Origin of the sequence: Mucilaginibacter pallidiroseus, from assembly GCF_007846085.1 — a bacterium.
GTDB classification, from domain to species: domain Bacteria; phylum Bacteroidota; class Bacteroidia; order Sphingobacteriales; family Sphingobacteriaceae; genus Mucilaginibacter; species Mucilaginibacter pallidiroseus.
On the sequence record NZ_VOEJ01000001.1, the window covers coordinates 501,005 to 521,603 of the forward strand.

19 protein-coding genes are annotated in these 20,599 nt (G+C 41.9%); 5 read left to right on the forward strand and 14 right to left on the reverse strand.

Features of this window, described 5'->3' with window-relative positions:
* Position 1: 1 nt before the first annotated feature.
* The 3 genes from FPZ43_RS02250 to FPZ43_RS02260 all read right to left on the reverse strand — a co-directional run bounded on the left by FPZ43_RS02250 (position 2) and on the right by FPZ43_RS02260 (position 3,187).
* Positions 2-1,105, reverse strand: a complete 1,104-nt coding sequence (locus FPZ43_RS02250) for an efflux RND transporter periplasmic adaptor subunit (protein WP_146380215.1) — start codon at positions 1,103-1,105, stop codon at positions 2-4.
* A 26-nt stretch (positions 1,106-1,131) separates the two neighbouring features.
* Positions 1,132-2,475, reverse strand: coding sequence for a TolC family protein (locus FPZ43_RS02255; RefSeq protein ID WP_146380216.1), 1,344 nt, complete (start codon positions 2,473-2,475; stop codon positions 1,132-1,134).
* Between the two features lie 85 nt (positions 2,476-2,560).
* Positions 2,561-3,187 carry a TetR/AcrR family transcriptional regulator gene (locus FPZ43_RS02260; RefSeq protein WP_146380217.1) on the reverse strand — a complete coding sequence of 209 codons (627 nt, stop codon included), beginning with the start codon at positions 3,185-3,187 and terminating at the stop codon, positions 2,561-2,563.
* Positions 3,188-3,314: 127 nt separating this feature from the next.
* On the opposite strand from FPZ43_RS02260, the gene purB reads away from it, so the two are divergent.
* Both purB and FPZ43_RS02270 read left to right on the forward strand, forming a co-directional pair.
* The gene (purB, locus tag FPZ43_RS02265; protein WP_146380218.1) at positions 3,315-4,658 is read left to right on the forward strand and encodes an adenylosuccinate lyase; all 1,344 of its coding nucleotides are present in this window, start codon (positions 3,315-3,317) and stop codon (positions 4,656-4,658) included.
* 110 nt (positions 4,659-4,768) lie between these two features.
* Positions 4,769-5,320, forward strand: coding sequence for a NifU family protein (locus FPZ43_RS02270; protein ID WP_146380219.1), 552 nt, complete (start codon positions 4,769-4,771; stop codon positions 5,318-5,320).
* A gap of 131 nt (positions 5,321-5,451) precedes the next feature.
* Here the strand turns inward: FPZ43_RS02270 and FPZ43_RS02275 are convergent, their stop codons facing one another.
* The 7 genes from FPZ43_RS02275 to ppk1 all read right to left on the reverse strand — a co-directional run bounded on the left by FPZ43_RS02275 (position 5,452) and on the right by ppk1 (position 13,091).
* On the reverse strand, positions 5,452-6,246 hold the full coding sequence (locus FPZ43_RS02275; RefSeq protein ID WP_146380220.1) for an inositol monophosphatase family protein: 795 nt from the start codon (positions 6,244-6,246) through the stop codon (positions 5,452-5,454).
* A gap of 25 nt (positions 6,247-6,271) precedes the next feature.
* Positions 6,272-7,447: a prolipoprotein diacylglyceryl transferase gene (locus FPZ43_RS02280; RefSeq protein ID WP_146380221.1), complete on the reverse strand. Its 1,176-nt coding sequence runs from the start codon at positions 7,445-7,447 to the stop codon at positions 6,272-6,274.
* A 30-nt stretch (positions 7,448-7,477) separates the two neighbouring features.
* Positions 7,478-8,797: a tRNA (N(6)-L-threonylcarbamoyladenosine(37)-C(2))-methylthiotransferase MtaB gene (gene mtaB / locus FPZ43_RS02285; protein ID WP_146380222.1), complete on the reverse strand. Its 1,320-nt coding sequence runs from the start codon at positions 8,795-8,797 to the stop codon at positions 7,478-7,480.
* A gap of 94 nt (positions 8,798-8,891) precedes the next feature.
* Positions 8,892-9,383: a DUF6265 family protein gene (locus FPZ43_RS02290; RefSeq protein ID WP_146380223.1), complete on the reverse strand. Its 492-nt coding sequence runs from the start codon at positions 9,381-9,383 to the stop codon at positions 8,892-8,894.
* A 40-nt stretch (positions 9,384-9,423) separates the two neighbouring features.
* Positions 9,424-9,987 carry a UbiX family flavin prenyltransferase gene (locus FPZ43_RS02295; RefSeq protein ID WP_146380224.1) on the reverse strand — a complete coding sequence of 188 codons (564 nt, stop codon included), beginning with the start codon at positions 9,985-9,987 and terminating at the stop codon, positions 9,424-9,426.
* Positions 9,988-10,149: 162 nt separating this feature from the next.
* Complete coding sequence (locus FPZ43_RS02300) at positions 10,150-11,040, reverse strand: Ppx/GppA phosphatase family protein (RefSeq protein ID WP_146380225.1); 891 nt, start codon at positions 11,038-11,040, stop codon at positions 10,150-10,152.
* Positions 11,037-13,091 carry a polyphosphate kinase 1 gene (gene ppk1, locus FPZ43_RS02305; protein ID WP_146380226.1) on the reverse strand — a complete coding sequence of 685 codons (2,055 nt, stop codon included), beginning with the start codon at positions 13,089-13,091 and terminating at the stop codon, positions 11,037-11,039. Before ppk1 ends, FPZ43_RS02300 begins: the two co-directional genes overlap by 4 nt.
* 181 nt (positions 13,092-13,272) lie before the next feature.
* On the opposite strand from ppk1, the gene FPZ43_RS02310 reads away from it, so the two are divergent.
* Positions 13,273-13,764, forward strand: a complete 492-nt coding sequence (locus FPZ43_RS02310) for a YajQ family cyclic di-GMP-binding protein (RefSeq protein ID WP_146380227.1) — start codon at positions 13,273-13,275, stop codon at positions 13,762-13,764.
* A 115-nt stretch (positions 13,765-13,879) separates the two neighbouring features.
* On the opposite strand, the gene FPZ43_RS02315 is transcribed toward FPZ43_RS02310, so the two are convergent.
* A complete protein-coding gene (locus FPZ43_RS02315; protein WP_146380228.1) occupies positions 13,880-14,317 on the reverse strand; it encodes an Hsp20/alpha crystallin family protein in 438 nt (145 codons plus the stop codon).
* Between the two features lie 138 nt (positions 14,318-14,455).
* Here FPZ43_RS02315 and FPZ43_RS02320 point away from each other — a divergent pair, with 138 nt between their 5' ends.
* Positions 14,456-14,902, forward strand: coding sequence for an acyl-CoA thioesterase (locus tag FPZ43_RS02320; RefSeq protein ID WP_146380229.1), 447 nt, complete (start codon positions 14,456-14,458; stop codon positions 14,900-14,902).
* 64 nt (positions 14,903-14,966) lie between these two features.
* On the opposite strand, the gene FPZ43_RS02325 is transcribed toward FPZ43_RS02320, so the two are convergent.
* Both FPZ43_RS02325 and folB read right to left on the reverse strand, forming a co-directional pair.
* A complete protein-coding gene (locus FPZ43_RS02325; protein ID WP_146380230.1) occupies positions 14,967-16,367 on the reverse strand; it encodes an FAD-binding oxidoreductase in 1,401 nt (466 codons plus the stop codon).
* Positions 16,357-16,728 carry a dihydroneopterin aldolase gene (folB, locus tag FPZ43_RS02330; protein ID WP_146380231.1) on the reverse strand — a complete coding sequence of 124 codons (372 nt, stop codon included), beginning with the start codon at positions 16,726-16,728 and terminating at the stop codon, positions 16,357-16,359. The genes FPZ43_RS02325 and folB overlap by 11 nt, the downstream gene beginning before the upstream one ends.
* A 254-nt stretch (positions 16,729-16,982) precedes the next feature.
* Between folB and FPZ43_RS02335 the strand changes: the two genes are divergently transcribed.
* Positions 16,983-19,133, forward strand: coding sequence for a tetratricopeptide repeat-containing sensor histidine kinase (locus tag FPZ43_RS02335; protein ID WP_146380232.1), 2,151 nt, complete (start codon positions 16,983-16,985; stop codon positions 19,131-19,133).
* On the opposite strand, the gene FPZ43_RS02340 is transcribed toward FPZ43_RS02335, so the two are convergent.
* Positions 19,101-20,456 carry a GH1 family beta-glucosidase gene (locus tag FPZ43_RS02340; RefSeq protein ID WP_146380233.1) on the reverse strand — a complete coding sequence of 452 codons (1,356 nt, stop codon included), beginning with the start codon at positions 20,454-20,456 and terminating at the stop codon, positions 19,101-19,103. The two genes, FPZ43_RS02335 and FPZ43_RS02340, sit on opposite strands and share 33 nt — an antisense overlap.
* Positions 20,457-20,599 lie beyond the last annotated feature (143 nt).

A 20,599-nucleotide genomic window follows, 5' to 3' on the forward strand; every position in this document is an offset into this window, starting at 1 on the left:
GTTACTGTATTGCAGTTTTGGCTGCCTTGATTTTGTCGCCATCCTCTATATCAGCTGCACCTTCGGTTACAATCTGGTCGCCGGCTTTAAGGCCCGATACTATCTCCGTTTGGCCGCCGTATGTAACGCCCGCTTTGATGGCTGTGCGTTTTGCAGTACCGTTAGCGTTCACGTAAACATAGTCGCCATCTTCAGATCGTTGTAAGGCCTTAACAGGTATGATAATGGCATTCTGTTTTGAGTAATCGGCTATTTTGATGATGGCCGTCATGTTTGGGCGCAATGTCTTACGCTCAGGCAGTCGTACTTCAACTGCAAAGCTCCGTGACGTTGGGTCGATGGCTTTGGCTGCAAAGGTCACTTTGGTAGTTAATGAATCGTTTGCATCGGGCACCAATATCTTAACCATGTTGCCGGTACCAACACTGCTTGCATACGACTCAGGGACGTCAGCCTTAACTTTCAAGTAATCAGCGTTTACCACACGGATACCTGTTTGTCCTGGCTGTGCCACCTGGCCCAATTTCAAATCCATCTGATCTACAGTGCCGCTTATTGGCGATACAATACGATACATGGCCGCCTGCTCGCGTAAACCTGCTAACGACTTTTTACCAGCCTGTAAATTAGTTTGCGCCTGCAGGAATTGTACTTCCGTGCCTATTTTTTGGTCCCATAGGGCTTTTTGTCTGTTATAAAGCTGTTGTTGCAGATCAATCTGGGCCTGTGCTTGCGCAATATTTTGTTTTAGCACACTATTATCAAGCTGTGCCATAACCTGGCCCCTTGATACATGCTGACCTGCTTTTACATAAATAGCCGTGATGGTACCCGGCGATTGTGGATAAGCCGTGACGTTATCCTGGGCATCAATTTTACCTTGTATCTGCACATAATTGGTAAACGCCCCGCTTTTAACATCGGTTACGCCAACTTCTACTGCCTTTGCAGAATCGGTGCTACCAACGTCGGCCTGTAGCTTTGATATTTTCGCGTTTATTTCAGCCTGCTGTTTTTGCAGGTCGGCCAGTTCGGCCTTTTTATCCTTGGGTTTTGAACAAGCTGCAAGTAATATTAATGCAGGTATGTAAAATATTTTTTTCATGTTGTATGTATATCGGTTTAGTGTGTTTAATATTGGATTCGTCCGTATGCTTTATCAAGGTCAACCTTACTAACCAGGGCGTCATATAAACCCTGTATGTATTTATTGTCTGCATCTTCCAGTCCGGTTTGTGCTTGCGTAACCTCTATGCTCGAGCCTACCCCCTGCTGATATTTTATTTTTGCTACACGCAATACCTCCCGGGCGAGTTCCTGGCTGCGGCGCTGATTGTTGAGTGTTTGCAAACCATTGAGGTAGCTTACATTGGCTTGGGCAGCTTCGAGGCCGAGGCTGTTTTTCAGGTTTTGAAGATCATTTTCTGATTTTAACACTGTGATTTTTGATTGCCTAACCTGGTTTTTACGCTGAAAGCCATTAAAGATGGGCACGTTCATGCTTAAGCCCACATAAGCAGATGGAAAATTGTTGCGGTATAAGTCACCCAAACTATTGTTTTGATATGAAGCAGCATAAGATGCATTTGCGCTTAAAGTTGGCAGGTAAGCCGCCTTTTTATTTTTAAGATCAAGCTGGTTTAATTTAATCTGCGTTTCCTGCAAATTATACTCGATGCGTTTGTGGTAGAAAGAAGTATCAACCGCCATGTCAGCTGTGTTTTGCTGTAAATCAATGTTGGTCAACTTATCGGCCAGTGTCAGGTTGTTCTCTATAGGCATACCCATCTGGAATTTTAACAGCTGGTAGTTTAATGCCAACAGGCGCAAAGTATTTTCGCGGGTGGTAAGCAGGTTATTGTATTGTACGTCAATCCTGTCAACGTCAATCTTTTCCACAAAGCCTTGCTTGTTTTGCGCCGTAGTTTGGTCAACCTGCTGTTTTAGCTGAGCTATATTGGCATCAAGCAGTCTTAATTGCTCGTTATTTACCAATACCTGGTAATATGCTTTGGTAACGTTAACATTCACGTCAATCTTTGAGCGGGTGTAAGCTCTTGCAGAAAGTTCCTTGTAAGTCTTCGAAGCCTGCAATCCAACAAAATAGCTACCGTCAAATAATTTTTGTGTTGCGGTAACAGCAAGATTTGAATTATACTTAACACCGAACTTTACAGGGATAAATGTACCTGCCGGTGCCCCAAAAAATTCTCCGGGTAGTAATGTAGTTGGGATTTTAAGATAATCGGTAAAGCTTGCCGTACCGTTTATTTGCGGTAGGCCAATCCCGGTGGTTTCCTTTACACGGTACTCGGCGCTCTTGATATCAAGGTTTGCGTTGAGCACCGATGCTTGATGGCTATAAGCATAATTCACAGCATCAGCCACTGTAAAGTTGTACGTTTGCGCCCCCCCTTGAGCCCTACTGCCGAAGCTGTAGGCAATGCAGGCGAGCAATAGCAGTGATCGTTTCATTAGTGTTTGAGATATATGTTGTTCTGTTTTGTGTTGCAAAGCAAGCAGGGATTTCGACAGCGGTATGTCAGCAGTAAAAAAATACTTAAGTGATTTGTACATGATGCTCCTCTTTATATTTATCAAGCAACTCATGACCCTTGATAGTGCATATGCCATAGTTGAAGTGTTCCAGCATTTGATACTGAACCGCCCAGGGATTAAATTGAGATACCGGGAAAATTGCCGTATTGAAGCCCATCTCAACTTGATTAACGCGCATTTTTGCCAATATCCTCACATCAATATCCGGCCTTATAACGCCCTCATTAATCCCCTTTGATAGTAATTCTTCCAGAGTCTTCACCAATACATCAGCTTTAAAACGTTGAAAATCTGCCCATGCTTGAGGATGATATTTTTGAAGATCATGTATTACAATCGGGTTAATGCGGCTAAAGATCTCTTCCGAGCCTTTCATCATGTTAATCATCTCTTCAATAACATTTGCAGCGCTATTGATCATCATGCAAAGCTGGTTATGATCATCCTGCAATTTGGTTTTGACCAAAGCCTTCACCAACTCGTTTTTATCGCTGAAAAACTGATAAATTGTTTTTTTGGACATGCCGAGGTGCTTAGCAATGTCATCCATGGTAACGCTTTTAATGCCTTGCTGCATAAAAAGCTCCTCACTACCCAGTATAATTCGTTCTATTTGACCGTTTGACATTATAGGTCAAAACTAAGGAAACATTTTTGGATTTTATCGTTTCCGTTGAAAATTTATTTCAGATTTTTTCGACAACAAGTCGTAAGTTTTCAAATGATTATCTTTGTCAAAAAAATCTTTATCTCCGATGGAATTAAATTCCCTTTCTGCAATATCTCCCGTAGACGGCCGCTACCGTAATGCAACAGCCGGATTAGCTGCATACTTTTCTGAATATGCCCTTATAAAATACAGGGTGTTTGTTGAAATAGAGTACTTTATAGCACTTGCCCAACTGCCTGTTGAGCAGCTTAAAGGTTTTGACAATAGCCTTTCCGGTCAACTTCGGGACATATACAACAACTTTACCGAACAGGATGCTGCAGAAATTAAGGAAATTGAGAAGACTACCAATCATGACGTTAAAGCGGTTGAGTACTTTATAAAAAAGCGTTTTGATAATTTGGGCTTACAGGCACATAAAGAATTTATCCATTTCGGCCTTACATCGCAGGACATTAATAATACAGCCATCCCCTACTCTTTTAAATTAGCGCTCGAGGAAGCTTACTACCCATTGTTTACAGAGTTGGTAGATTTGCTTAAAAAGTTTGCGGCTGATTGGGATAACGTGCCTATGCTGGCGCATACTCATGGCCAGCCAGCCTCTCCAACCCGTTTGGGCAAAGAGATAAGCGTATTTGTGGAGCGACTTGAAAAGCAGGTTGAGCTTTTAAAAGCAGTACCTCATGCTGCCAAATTTGGGGGTGCTACGGGTAACTTTAATGCCCACCATATTGCTTACCCGGGTACAGATTGGAAAGCTTTTGGAAACCACTTTGTAAACAATATACTTGGGCTGAGCCGTTCGCAATTTACTACGCAGATTGAGCATTACGATAATTTTGCCGCGCAATGCGATGCGTTTAAACGTATCAACAACATCATCATTGACCTTGATCGCGATATCTGGACGTATATTTCGATGAACTTCTTTAAGCAAAAAATAAAAGCAGGCGAAGTTGGTTCATCGGCTATGCCGCATAAGGTTAACCCAATTGATTTTGAGAACAGCGAAGGTAACCTGGGTATTGCGAACGCTTTGTTTGAGCACCTGGCTGCCAAGTTGCCAATATCACGCCTTCAACGTGACCTTACCGACTCAACTGTGCTGCGCAACATTGGTGTACCTGTGGCGCATACCATTATTGCATTTAAATCGACTATAAAGGGTTTAAATAAATTATTATTGAACGAGGCTGCTATCAACGCAAGCTTAGAAGCTAACTGGGCTGTTGTTGCCGAGGCTATTCAAACAATACTTCGCAGGGAGGCGTATCCAAATCCTTACGAGGCATTGAAGGATTTGACGCGTACAAATACGCAAATAAATGCACACGTAATAGCTGAATTTGTTGAGGGATTGGACGTATCTGAGGCAGTTAAGAGTGAAATAAAGGCGGTAACCCCGCAGAGCTATACGGGGATATAAGTCAATATAGGTTTAATGGCGTTGTCATTAATCAGTCATAAGCCTTAGCCATTTATTTTTTAATCAAAAACCTGTTTACATTTGTTTATTAAGATTAAATATTGAAACCGATGAATATCAGTGTATATACAGAAAGTACTCCAAACCCGGCAACTACCAAATTTATTGTAAACAAGTTGCTTATAAATGGCAGCGTTGATTATGCTACCAGGGAAAGTGCAGAGGCTTCGCCTTTTGCAAAGGAATTATATAAATTTTCATTTGTCAACGGTGTGTTCTTTGCGAGCAACTTTGTAACTATTACCAAAACAGAAGGTGCCGAGTGGGATGACATTACGCCGATATTGAAAGAGTTTGTTAAAGGCGCAGTTGAGTCGGAACTGAAAGTGCAGGCTGTTGAACAGGAAGAAAATACAAACTTTGAGGGTACCGAAACGGAGATCAAAATCCAGCAGATATTAAACGATTACGTTAGGCCGGCTGTTGAGCAGGATGGCGGTGCTATTACTTATCGTTCATTCGATGAAGGTGTAGTAACCGTTGAGCTTCGCGGATCATGCAGTGGTTGCCCGTCATCAACAGTAACGTTAAAAGCCGGTATCGAAAACCTGCTTAAACGTATGGTACCCGAAGTTACTGAAGTAGTTTCGGAAGCGCTTTAATATTTTTGATTGCACTGATTTTTGTGCGATTACACCGATATAAAAAGGCCGATCATTTAATTTGATCGGCCTTTTTTCTTGACGCAAGCATCTATATAATCGGTTCAATCTGTTATTAGATCTTTGAAACCCTAAACAATAAAGTACTTTTCAATATACTCCAGCATCTCTGCTGTTATTTTACCGTTGGTGGCAAGCAATTCGCGAGTGTTCAGCACCTCGTTACCGCCGTTAAAATTCACCACTTCGCCTCCCGCCTGTTTTACAATTACAATGCCGGCGGCTATATCCCACGCATTTAAGTTGTACTCATAAAATCCTTCAAAACGACCGCAAGCGGTGTAGGCTAAATCTACAGCCGCCGAACCGATACGGCGCAGGCCATGGCAGTTGCGCATCAGTTCGGTAAAGAGTTTGATGTACCTTTCCTGGTAGCTGAAATCATAATACGGGAAACCTGTAGCTATTAAACTTTTCTCGATAGTTGGAATGTTGCTCACTTTTATCGCTTTGCCATTAAGGTAAGCCACATCATCCCTATGGGCCGAAAAACATTCGTCCTGATTAACTTCATAAACTACACCTAAAACCGGTTCGCCGTACTCCTGAAGCGCAATACTTACCGAGAAGGTTGGCAAACCATGTATGAAATTCGTAGTGCCATCCAACGGATCTATAATCCAATTAAAGCGGTCGCCGATTTTGTTCAGCGTTTTCTCTTCCGTAATAAACCCTGCTTCGGGTAGTATTTTTTGCAGACCGGCAACTATCTTTTCTTCTGCGGTTTTATCAACATAAGATACTAGGTCATTCAAGCCTTTATATTCAATTTTATCAGGGTCGAATGTTTTCCGTTCCTGGCGGATGAAATCTCCCGCTATCTTGGAAACGTCAATAACATTATCAATAATTTGATTCAATTGCATAACGAGATTTTAAGAGTAAAAATGCTTAGGCGTTTACCGGAACGCCTTTATACTTACGCTGTCCGTTATAAATCAGGAACGAGCCACCGATTACTAAAAGCACGGAAATCAGTTCGGCTTGTGTAAAGGATATACCCGCCACATGATACCTTGTGTTTACGCGAATCAGTTCGATCAAAAAGCGCTCCACACCGGCAAATATCATGTAGATTCCAAACAATACACCAGGTGCCTTAACTTTGGTACGTATACTCCATAAAATGCCGAATAGAATAAGACCCATGATTGTTTCATAAAAAGGCGTTGGGTAAGCAGGCAGAGTAAGCTCATTACAATATTTACCTACACAGTTGGCAATGCGATTCCCCGGATCCATTTCGCTCACGTTATGCGGATATTTAAATGCCCACATCCAATCAGGTGCCCAGCTAAGCCAGCCTGGCTTTGGGGCAGTGTTGGATATTCCCCAATCACCATCGCCAGACATTTGGCAGCCTATGCGTCCAACTGCGTATGCAAGCATAACTCCGGCAGCGCCAATATCAAGCATGTTCAACGACTTTACACCATTTTTATTTGCTATATATAGTACAGCCAAGCCTCCGCATATCAAGCCCCCATAAAAGGTAAGCCCGCTTAAGCCAACCAACATACCTATCGGGTCGCGCATAAAATCGTCCCAGTTTTCAAGCGCGTTAAAAAGTTTTGCACCGGCAAAACCCCAAATGGCAGCCCAAAGCAAAATGCTACTCATCAACTCGTGCGGGTGTACGGTTACTTCCTGCTGCTTTGGCTGCGGCAGGCGTTGCTTTTTGTTTTCATAATAAGCCCAATATGCAAATAATGCAGCAACAACAACGCCGCCTAAAAAGTTACCACGTGTTGATATCAGAAAAGATTGTGTATCCTGAACAAGCAGATTAAAGTTAAGCGCGGCATCAACTATTTTGTAGCCAATAACAAATCCAAATAGCGCATTACCTATCAATTCTCCTGCGCTTATTCCCTCCCCAACGGTAATTGTTTGTTTCCTTGCGTGTATGTAACCGCCTTTTTCTTTACGCTTAAACTCTTCGGTAAACGCCCAGTAAGCAGCAATAAAAGCAAGGGCTACAAAAAAACCAAAGGTTTGAAAAACTTTAAGAACAGGCGCCTCGATGCCGAAAAGGTAATGCAGAAGATGATAGATGCTTGGGAACATAAGCAGAATTTTAACAGGCGAATATAGCTTTTAATGGACTAATATCTCTTCGCTTTCTGTTATTTCCACATCACCGTCAGGTGAAATTGAGGTTAAGTGAACGGTTTTCAATTCGTTGACCAATACGGGGTCGAACTTGGTGCGCACCTTCACATAGTTTTTAGTAAAGCCGTGCATGTAACCATCCTTTATATCACCCTCAAAAAGTACATCGCCGTTTTTACCCAACTGACTTTCGTAAAAAGCACGGCGCTTCTTGTCGCTTAAAATATGCAGCATCTTGCTCCTGTCGGCGCGGGTAGATCCGGGCACCGTGCCAATCATCTCTGCAGCAGGCGTATTTTCCCGCTCCGAGTAAGTAAATACGTGCAGGTATGAGATATCCAATCTGTTAAGGAAATTGTAGGTATCAACAAAGTCCTCACGTGTTTCGCCGGGGAAGCCTACAATAACGTCGACGCCAATGCAGCAATCGGGCATTACCTGCTTTATTTTTGCAACCCGGCTTGCGTACAAATCGCGGCGATAACGGCGGCGCATAAGACCCAATATCTTATCTGACCCTGATTGCAGCGGAATATGGAAATGCGGCACAAAACGTTTTGATTGTGCTACAAATTCGATGATATCATCGCTCAATAGATTTGGCTCTATTGACGAAATTCGAATCCTTTCGATACCTTCAACCTCATCCAAAGCCTTTACAAGATCATAGAAGCGATCCTCACGCTGGCCATTACGAATGCCGAAGTCGCCAAGGTTTACACCTGTCAAAACTATTTCTTTAACGCCCGATGCAGAAATTTCTCTTGCTTGATTCACAGCGCTCTCGATGGTATCGCTGCGGCTTGCGCCACGTGCCAAAGGGATAGTACAGAAGGTACATGAATAATCGCAGCCGTCCTGAACTTTTAAAAAAGTACGGGTACGGTCGCCAAATGAGTATGAGGGAACAAATGTGTTGGCATGCTCAACCGGCTGGTTGTAAATAACTGCTTTTGGCTTCTTGGTAAGATCGGTAATATGATCAACCAGCTGGAATTTCTCTGCAGCGCCTAAAACCATATCAACCCCGGGTATTTCCGCAATTTCTTTTGGTTTTAATTGCGCATAGCACCCCACAATAGTCACAAATGCGTTGGGCGAAATTTTAAGCGCCTCTTTAACAATCTTCTTACACTTCTTGTCGGCATTTTCGGTAACGGAGCAGGTGTTTACTACAAACACATCGGGAGTGTCGGTAAAGTCAACCGTATCAAAACCAGCTTGCGTAAACATACGCCCTATAGACGATGTTTCCGAGTAATTAAGCTTACAGCCAAGCGTATAAAAAGCTACTTTCTTGTTCATTTGCAAGCCGCAAAGATAAGTATTTTAGTAAATAGTTGATTTGTGATTGCTGACAAGCAGAATCACCGATTTGAAAACGACAATTATATGATAATTAGTTTTTAAATCTTACATAACTGAACACCTCTTTTGTCCACTTTCCGTCTTTGCCTTTTTCATCTAAAATGCAATCCATGTTATTAGCACCAATGCGCTCGTAAGTGATCTTAACTTTCTTATCTATCGAAAGGAACACTGCCTGATTGTTTGAAACATCGATAGCCGGCATTGATAACGGCTTGGTTTTTTCTTCCCAACCAATGCTGCCTTTATTAAAATGGCGGAGTTTCAATACAGGTACATCCGGCCCTTGTTCAACTACCATAAACTCGTAAAATACAACTTTGCCATCTTTAACACATCTGAAAGTGCCCATCACGTTATCGCCATAGGGTGCACTCCATAATTCCTGCATGTCGCCCCACTTGTGCTTAAGGCGCCAATCACCGGCCATAAACGCAAGGCTCGTTACCGACTTTTGTTTGTTTTGGGCTTGCAACGTTAAGCATGCAAGTAACACGATGATGATAACGCTTAGTTTTTTCATGGCCTTAGGTTTGCCACTAATATAACTTTTTTGCGGGTATCTACATACCGTCCCACCTGTAGCTTTCGTTCTCAAGACCAATGAGGTCTATCACACGATTTACTACGGTCATGGCCACATCTTCAACTGTTTGCGGTTTACTGTAAAAGGATGGAATTGCCGGGCAAATTATTCCACCAGCCTCAGTTACCGTAGCCATATTTCTGATTTGGATGAGGTTGAGCGGTGTATCTCGTGCAACGAGGATTAAGCGACGGCGTTCTTTCAAAATTACATCAGCAGCGCGGGTTATCAAGTCATCAGATACGCCTGCGGCAATACGGCCCATGGTGCCCATTGAGCAGGGCACGACAACCATTGTATCAAACTTTGCCGAGCCAGACGCGAAGGGCGCCATAAAATCGTTTTTAGCGTAAACGGTAAACGGGTAGCTGCTATGGGTTGTATTGCCAAGTTCAAATTCCCAAACCTGGCGGGCGTTGTCGCTCATTACAATAGCAACTTCGGCTATTTGCGCCTGCAAGTCCTGCAGCTTATCGAGTAATAATTTGGCATATATAGATCCGCTTGCCCCGGTAACAGCAACCACAATTTTCTTATTCATGATATAACAGGTACAAATAAAAGGAAGAAAAGTTACAGGCACAAAAAAGGGTCGAATAACTCGTACTCGACCCTACATCTACCTATGAAAAACATGCCCTTTGATTGGGCACTACAAATATAATAAGGTTTTAATAATTATTAAAAAAATATTTAAATAATTTTAACCCTTAGGTACAAAATTCTTCTCGATGAGCGTTTGCACTATGCCGTCAACCATACCAACGGTTGGTACATAAATGCTTTTTATACCCGCAGTCTTTAATACGGTTAAATAAATTTCGCAAGCTGGGATAATAACGTCGGCCCTGTCCTGGTTTAAGCCAAGCACATTTATACGATCCTTAAGCGAAAAGGAGTTTAGGTAATTATATAACGATTTAAGCTTAATGTATGACAGTGGCTCGCTTTTGTCCTTCTCGCCTGAAAGCCTGAATAGCTTATTAATATTGCCGCCTGTACCAATACCATAAATGTTTTTATAACCACGGGTGTTATCGCGGATAAAATCTTTCATCTCGTTCCAGGTTTCATCTTTATCCTGATTGTCAAGGATGCGGATGGTACCAAGATTAAATGATTGTGACGCAATGAGTTCGCCGCCACAAAACAAAGATAACTCGGTGCTACCGCCACCAACATCAATATACAAGTAGTTTTTGCTTTTGTCGATATCTATCTCGGCATGGCTTGCATAAATAATACGTGCTTCGCGTTCGCCATGCACAATTTCAAGGTCAATACCGGCTTCTTCTTTAATACGTGCCGTTACTTCCGCACCATTATCTGCTTCGCGCATGGCCGAAGTGGCGCAAGCCATATAATCTGTAACCCGGTAAACATCCATCAGGTTACGAAAAGCCTGCATGGATTTAACAAGATCAGTAGATTTTTTGTCAGAAATGTGCTTATTGAGAAAAGCATCATCACCCAGCCTAACGGGCACACGTAAAAGCGTAGTTTTTTTAAAGGATATAGACCCGCTGTTCTCAATTATATCGGCTATTAAAAGCCTTACAGCGTTTGATCCTACATCAATAGCGGCGTATCTCAACTTGGTAAATTTTTATTTTTAAGGTATGTGTATGTATCTATCTGTGCACGGGTAAGTAAGTCGGCCTCGGTTTTATGGTACTTGTTGGTATGGGCAATGGTAATATCCCGGGCCTTGGTATTATCATTTAGTTGTATATCAATTATATCGCGTATCTCTCTTCGCAATTGCTTGTCGTAAATAGGAAAACCTACCTCTACCCTGTTATCAATATTGCGTGTCATGAAATCGGCAGATGTTAGGTAGATAAGCTCGTTGCCGCCATTGCAATAAATATGCACGCGAGCGTGCTCGAGGTACTTATCGACTATACTGGTTACTTCGATATTTTCGCTGAAGCCTTTTACACCGGCAATAAGGCAACACATACCTCTCACAATCATCTGGATCTTTACGCCTGCATTGCTGGCCTGGTAAAGTTTGTTGATCATCTGCTCGTCGGCAAGGCTGTTCATCTTCAATATCATGTAAGCTTCCTTACCGGCCTTGGCATTTTTTATCTCGTTATCTATAAGCTTATAAATTGCCGGGCGTGAATCAATTGGCGATACGATTAAATTTTTTAAGCCGCGCGGTAAGGCTCCTTTATTTAACGATCTGAAAATGTAAACCAAATCTGTGGTTATCCTTTTGTCGGCAGTTAGCAGGGTGTGGTCGGCGTACATAGTTGCCGTTTTTTCATTAAAGTTACCGGTAGATAAGCATGCGTAGTATGCGGCTTTTCCTTTTTCCATGCGGGTTACCATGCAAATTTTCGAGTGCACTTTGTAGCCATCAATACCATACAGCACGGTAACACCCTCTTCTTCCAGCTTACTGCTCCAGTGAATATTATTTTGCTCGTCGAAACGGGCGCGCAATTCAACAAGGCAGTTTACCTTTTTACCGTTCTTAGCAGCGTTTATAAGGGCATGAATAATCTTAGAGTTTTCGGCAAGGCGGTAAACCGTTATGTTGATTTCTTTTACTTTAGGGTCGATAGCGGCCTCGCGTAAAAAATGGATAACGTAATCGTATGATTGATAAGGTGTACTTATAAGGTAGTCGCGCTTGGCTATAAGGCTCATTAAACTTTTACCGATGGACAGGCTGTCTACCGGTAATGGCAACGCTTTGTTGTACTCCAGATCGGGCCGGCCAACGTTGGGGAAAGCGATAAAGTTTTTAAAATTATGGTACCTGTTACCCGGTATAAGGCTTTGTGCCTGCAGCTTCATTTTTTTGGTAAGGTACTCCAGCATATCAGCAGGCATTTCCTGATCATAAAGCAAACGCATTGGTTTTCCTTTACGGCGCTTTTGAAGGCTTTTCGCCAATGCATCAACAAACTTTACACTCACTTCTTTATCCAGGTCAAGCTCGGCATCGCGGGTTAGCTGTAACGAGTAGGCCTCGATAGTGTCATGCTCAAAAATGAAGAAGATATCCTCGAGGCTATATCTTATAATATCATCAAGCAGTATAATAAATTTTAAATTGTTGGTATCAGGCAGTACCAAAAACCTCGACAGGTTATCAGGAAACTCGATGAGCGCCAGCCTGGACTTTTTATTTTTGGTAAGCTTTACAAAAAAGTAAATGGCCCGGTCGCGCAGCTCTGGCATAGGTAAACTATCGTCGAGCATTATGGGAACCAGGGTAGCCAGTAATTTATCCCTGAAGAAGTTTTTTACGAATGCACCTCGCGTAACGTTGAGCTGCTTTTCGTTGATAATGAAAATCTTTTCCTCGGCAAGTTGCTTAACAATGATGTTTTCGTAAAGGTTGTTGAACTTGCGTTCCTGCTTTACAACCAGATTTTTAATTTGGTTAAGCAACTTTTTGGGGTTGTACCCCAAAATTTCTTTCGCTTTATCATTCAAGTTTGCAAGCCTGTTAAGCGTGGCAACCCTTACACGGTAAAACTCATCAAGGTTTGATGAAAATATGGCCAGGAACTTAATGCGCTCAATAAGGGGAACGGTTGGGTCGGCAGCTTCCTGCAAAACCCTGTCGTTAAAATATAACCAGCTTATTTCCCTATTAATTAGCGGAATGTTCTTTAAGTCCATAGTAATTGCCGTTTTCAACAGCTATAGCAACAAAGCTGCCCTTTTTTTTGTTAAATTAATATTAACTTATTATACAATTACCCGTTACCGCAGTTTTAAAACAATTTGATACTTTAATTATTAAAACTTGTTACCAATGTTATACATTAGCTTTGCATACGCTAAATAAAAAACCATTAATATGCCTTCATTTGATATAGTAAGTAAGATAGACGGACAAACCCTTGATAACGCCGTTAACAACGCGAAAAAAGAGATTTTGAACCGTTACGATTTTAATGATTCAAAAAGCACGGTTGACCTTGACAAGAAAACCAATGCTATAACTATTGTTACAGAAAATGATATGCGCCTTAAGGCCATTGAAGACTCAATAATAAGCCGCATGATGAAACAAAGCCTCGACCCTAAAGCGCTTGATTTTGGCGACGAGCAGGCGGCGTCAGGAAATATGATACGTAAAGAGATCAAGATTAAAGAGGGCCTTGATAAAGAAGCTGCAAAAAAGGTTGTCAAAAAGATAAAAGATAGCGGCCTTAAAGTACAAGCATCTATAATGGACGACCAGGTACGTGTAACAGCCAAAAAAATCGATGATCTGCAAGCGGTTATAAGCCTATGTCGGGGAGAAGATTTTGGCCAGCCGCTACAGTATATTAATATGCGGAACTAATGTAGGTATTCGATATAATTCTAAATATCATTATAGCTTATCAAGTAAAAAGCCGCCCCATTACAGAGCGGCTTTTTTACTTACTAAACCCAATTTATGAAAACACAATTTTGAATTACTTGATAGCTATTTCTCTTGATTGAAATTTAGCATCTTCCCTTTTTGCTACTACCAACTTCAAAATTCCGTCGGTGTAGTCAGCTTCAATTTTTGAATAGTCAACAGTTTCCGGCAAGGTAAACGAACGTGTGAACGAGCCGTAGCTATATTCTTTTTTGCTGTATTTTTTTGTCTCTTCAGTATTTTCTGCTTTTTTCTCGGCAGACACTGTTAAGATATTCTTTTCAAGCGCTATTTTAAAATCTTCTTTTTTAAGGCCGGGTACAGCAAGCTCAATGTGAAACTCATTGTCGTTCTCAGCAATGTTAACTGCAGGTACGCGGCTAACAGATTTTGTAGATACCAATGAGTCATTCAATAATGATTCAAACACATCGTTTAAGAATGGGTTGCTGTTGTGTTTTAAGCCGTTGTTAAATTTTACTAATGCCATGGTTATATTCTCCTTTAAGTTTTTGTTTTTAATTAACTTCGTAAGCTTTAAATCAACTGTTATACCAACCGATGAAAGTACTATAAATCGAGACAATATGTCGCTTTAAAGTATTTTCGACGGACAAAATGTCTTAACATGGCCGAAAAAGTTTCAGATTACAAATTTAAATCGCCTATAGCCATCCGGTTTTCGGATATAGATGCTTTGGGTCACGTAAATAATGCTGTATATCTTACCTACTTTGAAACTGCACGTATTAATTATTGGCGCGATGTTACAAATTGGAATTTGAAGGAAACTGGCGTGGTTGTGGGCCGGTCCGAAATAACTTATTTGAAGCCTGTGAAAGTTGATGACGAAATAAATTGCTATGTGCGCGTTACGCGTATAGGTAACAGCAGTTTTGATGTGATGCACTTGCTGACAAAGCAAACAGAAAAAGGCGAAGAAATTTGCACAACCTGCAAAACCGTTTGCATAAGTTATGATTACAACGCCTGCAAATCTGTACCTATTCCAAAAGAAGGCCGCAAAGCTATGATTGAGTATGACGAGCCGGGATTAATACTAAATACCAATTAAGAAAATCGCATCCATCGAAGACCTAATACGCCTTTGCTGGATGCAATTGTAAATAGGTTACCAATTAATTGAATATTTTTCCGGGGTTTAATATCCCATTTGGATCAAATACCTGCTTTATGCCCTTCCATATTGCAAAGTGTACGGGCGAATATTTTATCGGCATGTAATCTTTTTGCACCAGCCCGATGCCGTGTTCCCCCGAAAGCGTGCCGCCAAGGCTTACCGTAAGTTCGAATATTTCGGTAATGCCGTCTTTCAGTTTATTGTTCCAGTCGTCATCGCTCATGTTTTCCTTTACTATATTCACGTGCAGGTTACCGTCGCCGGCATGTCCATAACAAACTGAAGAGAAGCCATATTTGCTTCCTATCTCTTTAATGCCTTTTATAAGCTGAGGTAATTGTGCACGGGGTACTACGGTATCTTCCTCTTTATAAACTGAATTTGATTTTACGGATACAGCCATAGTACGGCGGATGCGCCAAAGCTCTTCTTTTTGGGCGGCGGCATCGGCAAAAAGTACGTCCTGGCAATTATACTGCTCAAGCACTTCGTTTATCTTTTCGCAATCACCAAATATCACATCCTGGTTGGAGCCGTTTGCCTCTATCAGCAGGAAGGCTTCAATGCCGTCTTTCAAGTCGAAAGCAATGCCATCGTGTTCAATAACCCACTCCATGCCCCGGCGTTCCATAAACTCCAGGCCGGATGGCACCACCCCTGCCCTGAATATTGCAGATACTGCGGCACAAGCATCCTCATTACTGGTAAACGAGGCCAGCATCAACGCATCCATGGTTGGTGCAGGTATTAATTTGGTAACTATTTTAGTAACAATACCGAGCGTACCTTCAGATCCGATAAGCAACTGGGTTAGGTTATATCCCGATGCATACTTTAACGTGTTGGCGCCTGTCCAGATGATTTCGCCGTTTGGCAAAACCACTTCCAGGTTCAATATGTACTCGCGTATGGTGCCGTATTTAACCACCCGTGGCCCGCCGCTGCAATTAGCAACGTTGCCGCCAATAAAGCAACTGCCTTTACTGGCCGGGTCGACAGGATAAAGCAAGCCTTTATCAGCAACTGCGTTCATAAACACCTCTGTAATCACCCCAGGCTCAACAGTGGCCTGCAAGTTTTGCTCGTCAATATCTATTATCCGGTTAAAGCGCTCCATGGATATTAACACGCCGCCTTTTACTGGTAGTGCACCGCCGGCCAGGCCGGTACCTGCACCACGCGGGGTTACGGGTATAAGTGCTATATTGCAAATTTTTAGCAATTCGGCAACCTGCTCGGGTGTAGAGGGCTTAACAACTACCTCGGGATAGTAAACCAAATCTTCGGTTTCATCATGGCTATAGTTATCAATAACTTGTTTTTCTGTTAAAACAGCATCACTGCCAACAATAGCATTTATAGCGTCAAGTATCGGTTGTGTTATTTTGTTAAAGGTCATTGCTGGTTTTGTTGTAGGTAATGGTAACAGCAGAGTTGTTTACAATACCGCCCATAGCCGGATGCATTTTTTTGACGGTAACGACAGCCTTTTCTACAAACGGGAACTGCTTAATTGCAGCATCCAAAATATGCTGTGCAACCGTTTCTATAAGATTACGTGGTTGCTTCATTTCGGCCGATGTGATATTATATAGTGTTTGATAATCAACAGTTTTACTAATCTCGTCTTCGTGCAACGCACTTACGGGCGTAAAGTAAGTTTCTATATCTACCAGGAAACGGGTACCCAACAATTGCTCTTCTGCGTAAAAACCATGGTAAGCAAAAAACTCAGCACCTTGTAAAGCCACTTTAATCATACGTCAAAATTACTTCTTTATTTGGTTTTGAGCACTCGTAAAAACCATTTGTTAGTTGAAGATATAAATTGGCTGATAAGCCGGTACCAGACAGTGTCGTTATCAAAAACAAACATTATGCGGACTATAATGGCTATCATCACGCAAATCTTATTCTGAGCCATACGGCACTCTTAAAATATATTTAATAGAGCCCAAAGTAGTATAAATTCAGCCTGTTTATTATATTTGTTGAGCCAGCTAACCCTTTTAAATTGATCTGCCTCAAAACTAATTCGTTCCGCAACCTCTATTTGCTTTGCTGGCTTTTTGCTTTTGTATTGGCAGCCCCTGCTTGTACAAAAAAGCAAAGCGCTGTTGATAATGGTGATTATTCGCCAGGATTTAAAAAGATACGCCAGGAAACAGAAGCATTGTGGGCTAAAGACAAGGTTAAAAAGGGCCTCGACCATATGGACTCCGCCTTTAGCAAGCTTAAAAATCGTACCCTCTTAGATTATATTCGATTTTATGGTATGCATTACGTTTACTATCAGAAAACGATCAAGCAGTACGATACTGCCTTGGTTTACGCTGATAGTATGCTGATGGTTGCCCGTAAGGGTATCAATACAAAAGATTACGCTATGAATTATGCAGAGGCCAACTTTTGTCGCGGCGATGCATTGTTTGAGCAAAGGCAGTTTGCTGACGCTTACCAGGCCTATTATCAGGGATACATAACGGGTAAAAGCTATTTCAATCTTGCTGCTGTGGCAGATTATACGTACCGTATGGGTATGATTATGTACAAGCAAGGCCATTACAAACTTGCCGGTAAATATTTTGCTGACAGCTACACACAAAACGTGGCCGAGATGAAAGAGGGCGTGATAAACCGAAGTTTTGTTGGCTTTTATCGCAGGCAGGAGTTGCTTGATAATATTGGGTTGAGTTTTAAAAAAGAAAATCAGAATGATAGCGCCCTCGTCTATTTTAACAAGGCTTTAGCAGAGATTGATAGCAACGAAGCTAAATACCCCGAGCGCAAGTTGCATGTAAACATGGCACGTGGTGTTGTTTACGGCAACATGGCCGAGGTTTACATTCAAAAAGGGGAAAACGCTAAGGCAGAAAATCTTCTCAAGAAAAGTATTGCCATAAATCTTGGTGCTGGCTATGATAACCGCGATGCCCAACTTACCGAAATAAAGCTTGCAAAAATATATTTGGAGGAAGGTAAAACCGATTCGCTTTTTAATCTACTTACTAAAATACGCAGCCAGTTAGATACTGTAATGAATGATGAAGCTGAGGCTGGTGTAAACCGCTTGCTGAGCGATTACTATGCGGATAAAAAGCAACCGGAAAAGGCTTTGGATTATTTGCAAAAGTATAACGTATTAAATGATTCATTGACAAAAAGAGCAAGCCTATTGATGGAGACGGATGTAAACCAGCAATTGGCCAATTACGACAAGCAGCATCAGATAGACGCGCTAAGCACCAATAATAAACTACAAACCATTTACCTGTATGTAACCGTCTTTTTTTCGGCAATGGCGGTGATCATTATCTTTTTGATACTGCGCAACTGGCAGCGATCAAAAAAAGATGTGAAAACGGTAAATGAGCTTAATAAGCAGATAAACAAACAGAACGCCATTTTAGAGAATACGCTTAGCGACCTCAACCAAAGCAGCCAGGAAAAGGACCGCATTTTGCGCACCGTAGCTCACGATCTTCGTAATCCGATTGGTGGCATAGCTGCGCTTACATCTATTATGGTCGAGGATGATTATACAGAAGATCAAAAGGAATTGATAAATCTGGTTAAGGACACCTCGAACAATTCGCTTGAGTTGATTAATGAAATTTTAGAAGCAGCAAATATTTCATCGGTTGAGATGAATCGCGAAAATGTTGAAATAAATTCGCTGGTGAGCAATAGTGTTGAGTTATTACGCTTTAAGGCTTCAGAAAAGGGCCAGCAGATATTATTTGATCAATTGGACAGGCAGCAGGAACTTTTTATAAGTCGTGAAAAAATATGGCGCGTTATCAGCAACTTAATAAGTAATGCCATTAAGTTTAGCCCTGTTGGCGGCTTGATACAGGTAAGGGTTGCCGAGGTTGGGCACCGTATTGTGGTCGCTGTTAAAGACAACGGTATAGGCATACCGGACAAGCTTAAAGATCAAATATTTAACACCTTCACCAATGCCCAACGCCCGGGTACTTCCGGCGAAAAATCATTTGGATTAGGTTTATCCATTTGTAAGCAAATAATGGAGAAGCATAATGGTAAAATTTGGTTTGAAAGTAACCAGGACGCCGGTACAACCTTTTTTATAAGCTTACCTTTTAATATCCCCGGCGTTCAGCAAAACGGATTACCCCAAAAAGTTACGATACCAGTGTCCTGAAGCTTTAATGGTGCGTTTTTGGGTCTCAAAATCAATATGCACCAGGCCAAAGCGCGGGTGGAAGCCTTCGGCCCATTCAAAATTATCGGTAAGCGTCCAAACAAAGTAACCGCTTACTTTACACCCTTCATTCTTTGCTTTTAACAATTGCTTTAAGGCAGCTTGTATATAATTAAGGCGCTTGGTGTCATTAATCTCACCGTTAGCAAATTCATCCGGGAAAGCCGCACCATTTTCTGTTATGATAATCTTTTTTATTTGTTTATAAGCGTTGAATTTCTTTAATATCTCGTACACAGATTGCGGATACACTTCCCATTTCATGGTGGTAAGTTCAACGTTGCGGTTTTCGGCTTTCACTAACCGGGCACCTATGTACGGCGTAAAAAATGAATACTTTACAATTTCGCGTGTGTAGTTTTGTAGCCCGATAAAATCAAAATCAAAACTGAGGTTATCCTCATCGCCGGGCTTGAAATATTTAAAAATGCCCTTAAGCGAACTAATCTCCGTTGTTGGATATCCAAGGCCGAGAATGGGTTCAATAAAAAGGCGGTTTATTAAGGCATCGGCACGTTTTGCGGCGGCAACATTGCGGGGTTTATCATTGTAAGGCTCAATGTGCGAGCACGAGAACGTAGTTCCCAAAATTGCCTGCGGCAGTAATTTGCGTAACACTTTTGCACCGGCAACAATGCTTAACACCACATGATGCACTACCGGTAAAAAGTTACGTAGCCCTGTGCGGCCCGGTGCATGTATGCCAAAAAAGTAACCGGCGCCGCTAAATACGGCAGGTTCGTTCATAACCATCCAGTGTTTTACACGATCGCCAAAGCTTTTGGCACAAACTGTTGCAAACTCGGTAAACCAGGTTATCGACTCGCGATTTGTCCATCCGCCTTTGTCTTCCAAAACTTGCGGTAAATCCCAATGGTAAATGGTGAGCCATGGCTCAACGCCAACTTCAAGGCAATAATTAATAACCTTATTGTAATGTGCTATGCCGGCCTGATTTATTTCCCCGGTGCCGTTTGGTAAAATGCGGGTCCAGGCGATTGAAAACCGAAAATTTGGAATGTTGAGCTGCTTTACAAGATCTATGTCTCTTTTATAGTCCTCATAAAAACGACAGGCGTGTACAGGTGTATCGCCATTCAAAACCCTACCTTTTTTAGCAGTAAATGTATCCCATATCGAGGGGCTTTTGCCATCGGCGTCGCATGAGCCTTCGGTTTGCAGGGCAGCGGTTGATACGCCCCAGGCAAAGTCTTCTCCAAAAAGTTGCCTGGTAAAAGTAGTGTCGGGAGTTTCGCTTGTCATTTACGTGGGCTGATATACGCCCAAAATGTGCAATATAATTGTATTAGTAAAGCTTAAAGTAAAAATACTTAGTGCTTAAATGACGAACGCATGCTTTTAAGAAATAACCATTCGCGGAAATCGCTAACCAGTTGTGAGAGCAA

What these genes read in the sequence shown, in the direction of transcription:
- FPZ43_RS02250 (WP_146380215.1), bottom strand. Translation starts at nt 1,105, where the DNA reads ATGAAAAAAATATTTTACATACCTGCATTAATATTACTTGCAGCTTGT.
- FPZ43_RS02255 (WP_146380216.1), bottom strand. Translation starts at nt 2,475, where the DNA reads ATGAAACGATCACTGCTATTGCTCGCCTGCATTGCCTACAGCTTCGGC.
- FPZ43_RS02260 (WP_146380217.1), bottom strand. Translation starts at nt 3,187, where the DNA reads ATGTCAAACGGTCAAATAGAACGAATTATACTGGGTAGTGAGGAGCTT.
- purB (WP_146380218.1), top strand. Translation starts at nt 3,315, where the DNA reads ATGGAATTAAATTCCCTTTCTGCAATATCTCCCGTAGACGGCCGCTAC.
- FPZ43_RS02270 (WP_146380219.1), top strand. Translation starts at nt 4,769, where the DNA reads ATGAATATCAGTGTATATACAGAAAGTACTCCAAACCCGGCAACTACC.
- FPZ43_RS02275 (WP_146380220.1), bottom strand. Translation starts at nt 6,246, where the DNA reads ATGCAATTGAATCAAATTATTGATAATGTTATTGACGTTTCCAAGATA.
- FPZ43_RS02280 (WP_146380221.1), bottom strand. Translation starts at nt 7,447, where the DNA reads ATGTTCCCAAGCATCTATCATCTTCTGCATTACCTTTTCGGCATCGAG.
- mtaB (WP_146380222.1), bottom strand. Translation starts at nt 8,797, where the DNA reads ATGAACAAGAAAGTAGCTTTTTATACGCTTGGCTGTAAGCTTAATTAC.
- FPZ43_RS02290 (WP_146380223.1), bottom strand. Translation starts at nt 9,383, where the DNA reads ATGAAAAAACTAAGCGTTATCATCATCGTGTTACTTGCATGCTTAACG.
- FPZ43_RS02295 (WP_146380224.1), bottom strand. Translation starts at nt 9,987, where the DNA reads ATGAATAAGAAAATTGTGGTTGCTGTTACCGGGGCAAGCGGATCTATA.
- ppk1 (WP_146380226.1), bottom strand. Translation starts at nt 13,091, where the DNA reads ATGGACTTAAAGAACATTCCGCTAATTAATAGGGAAATAAGCTGGTTA.
- FPZ43_RS02310 (WP_146380227.1), top strand. Translation starts at nt 13,273, where the DNA reads ATGCCTTCATTTGATATAGTAAGTAAGATAGACGGACAAACCCTTGAT.
- FPZ43_RS02315 (WP_146380228.1), bottom strand. Translation starts at nt 14,317, where the DNA reads ATGGCATTAGTAAAATTTAACAACGGCTTAAAACACAACAGCAACCCA.
- FPZ43_RS02320 (WP_146380229.1), top strand. Translation starts at nt 14,456, where the DNA reads ATGGCCGAAAAAGTTTCAGATTACAAATTTAAATCGCCTATAGCCATC.
- FPZ43_RS02325 (WP_146380230.1), bottom strand. Translation starts at nt 16,367, where the DNA reads ATGACCTTTAACAAAATAACACAACCGATACTTGACGCTATAAATGCT.
- folB (WP_146380231.1), bottom strand. Translation starts at nt 16,728, where the DNA reads ATGATTAAAGTGGCTTTACAAGGTGCTGAGTTTTTTGCTTACCATGGT.
- FPZ43_RS02340 (WP_146380233.1), bottom strand. Translation starts at nt 20,456, where the DNA reads ATGACAAGCGAAACTCCCGACACTACTTTTACCAGGCAACTTTTTGGA.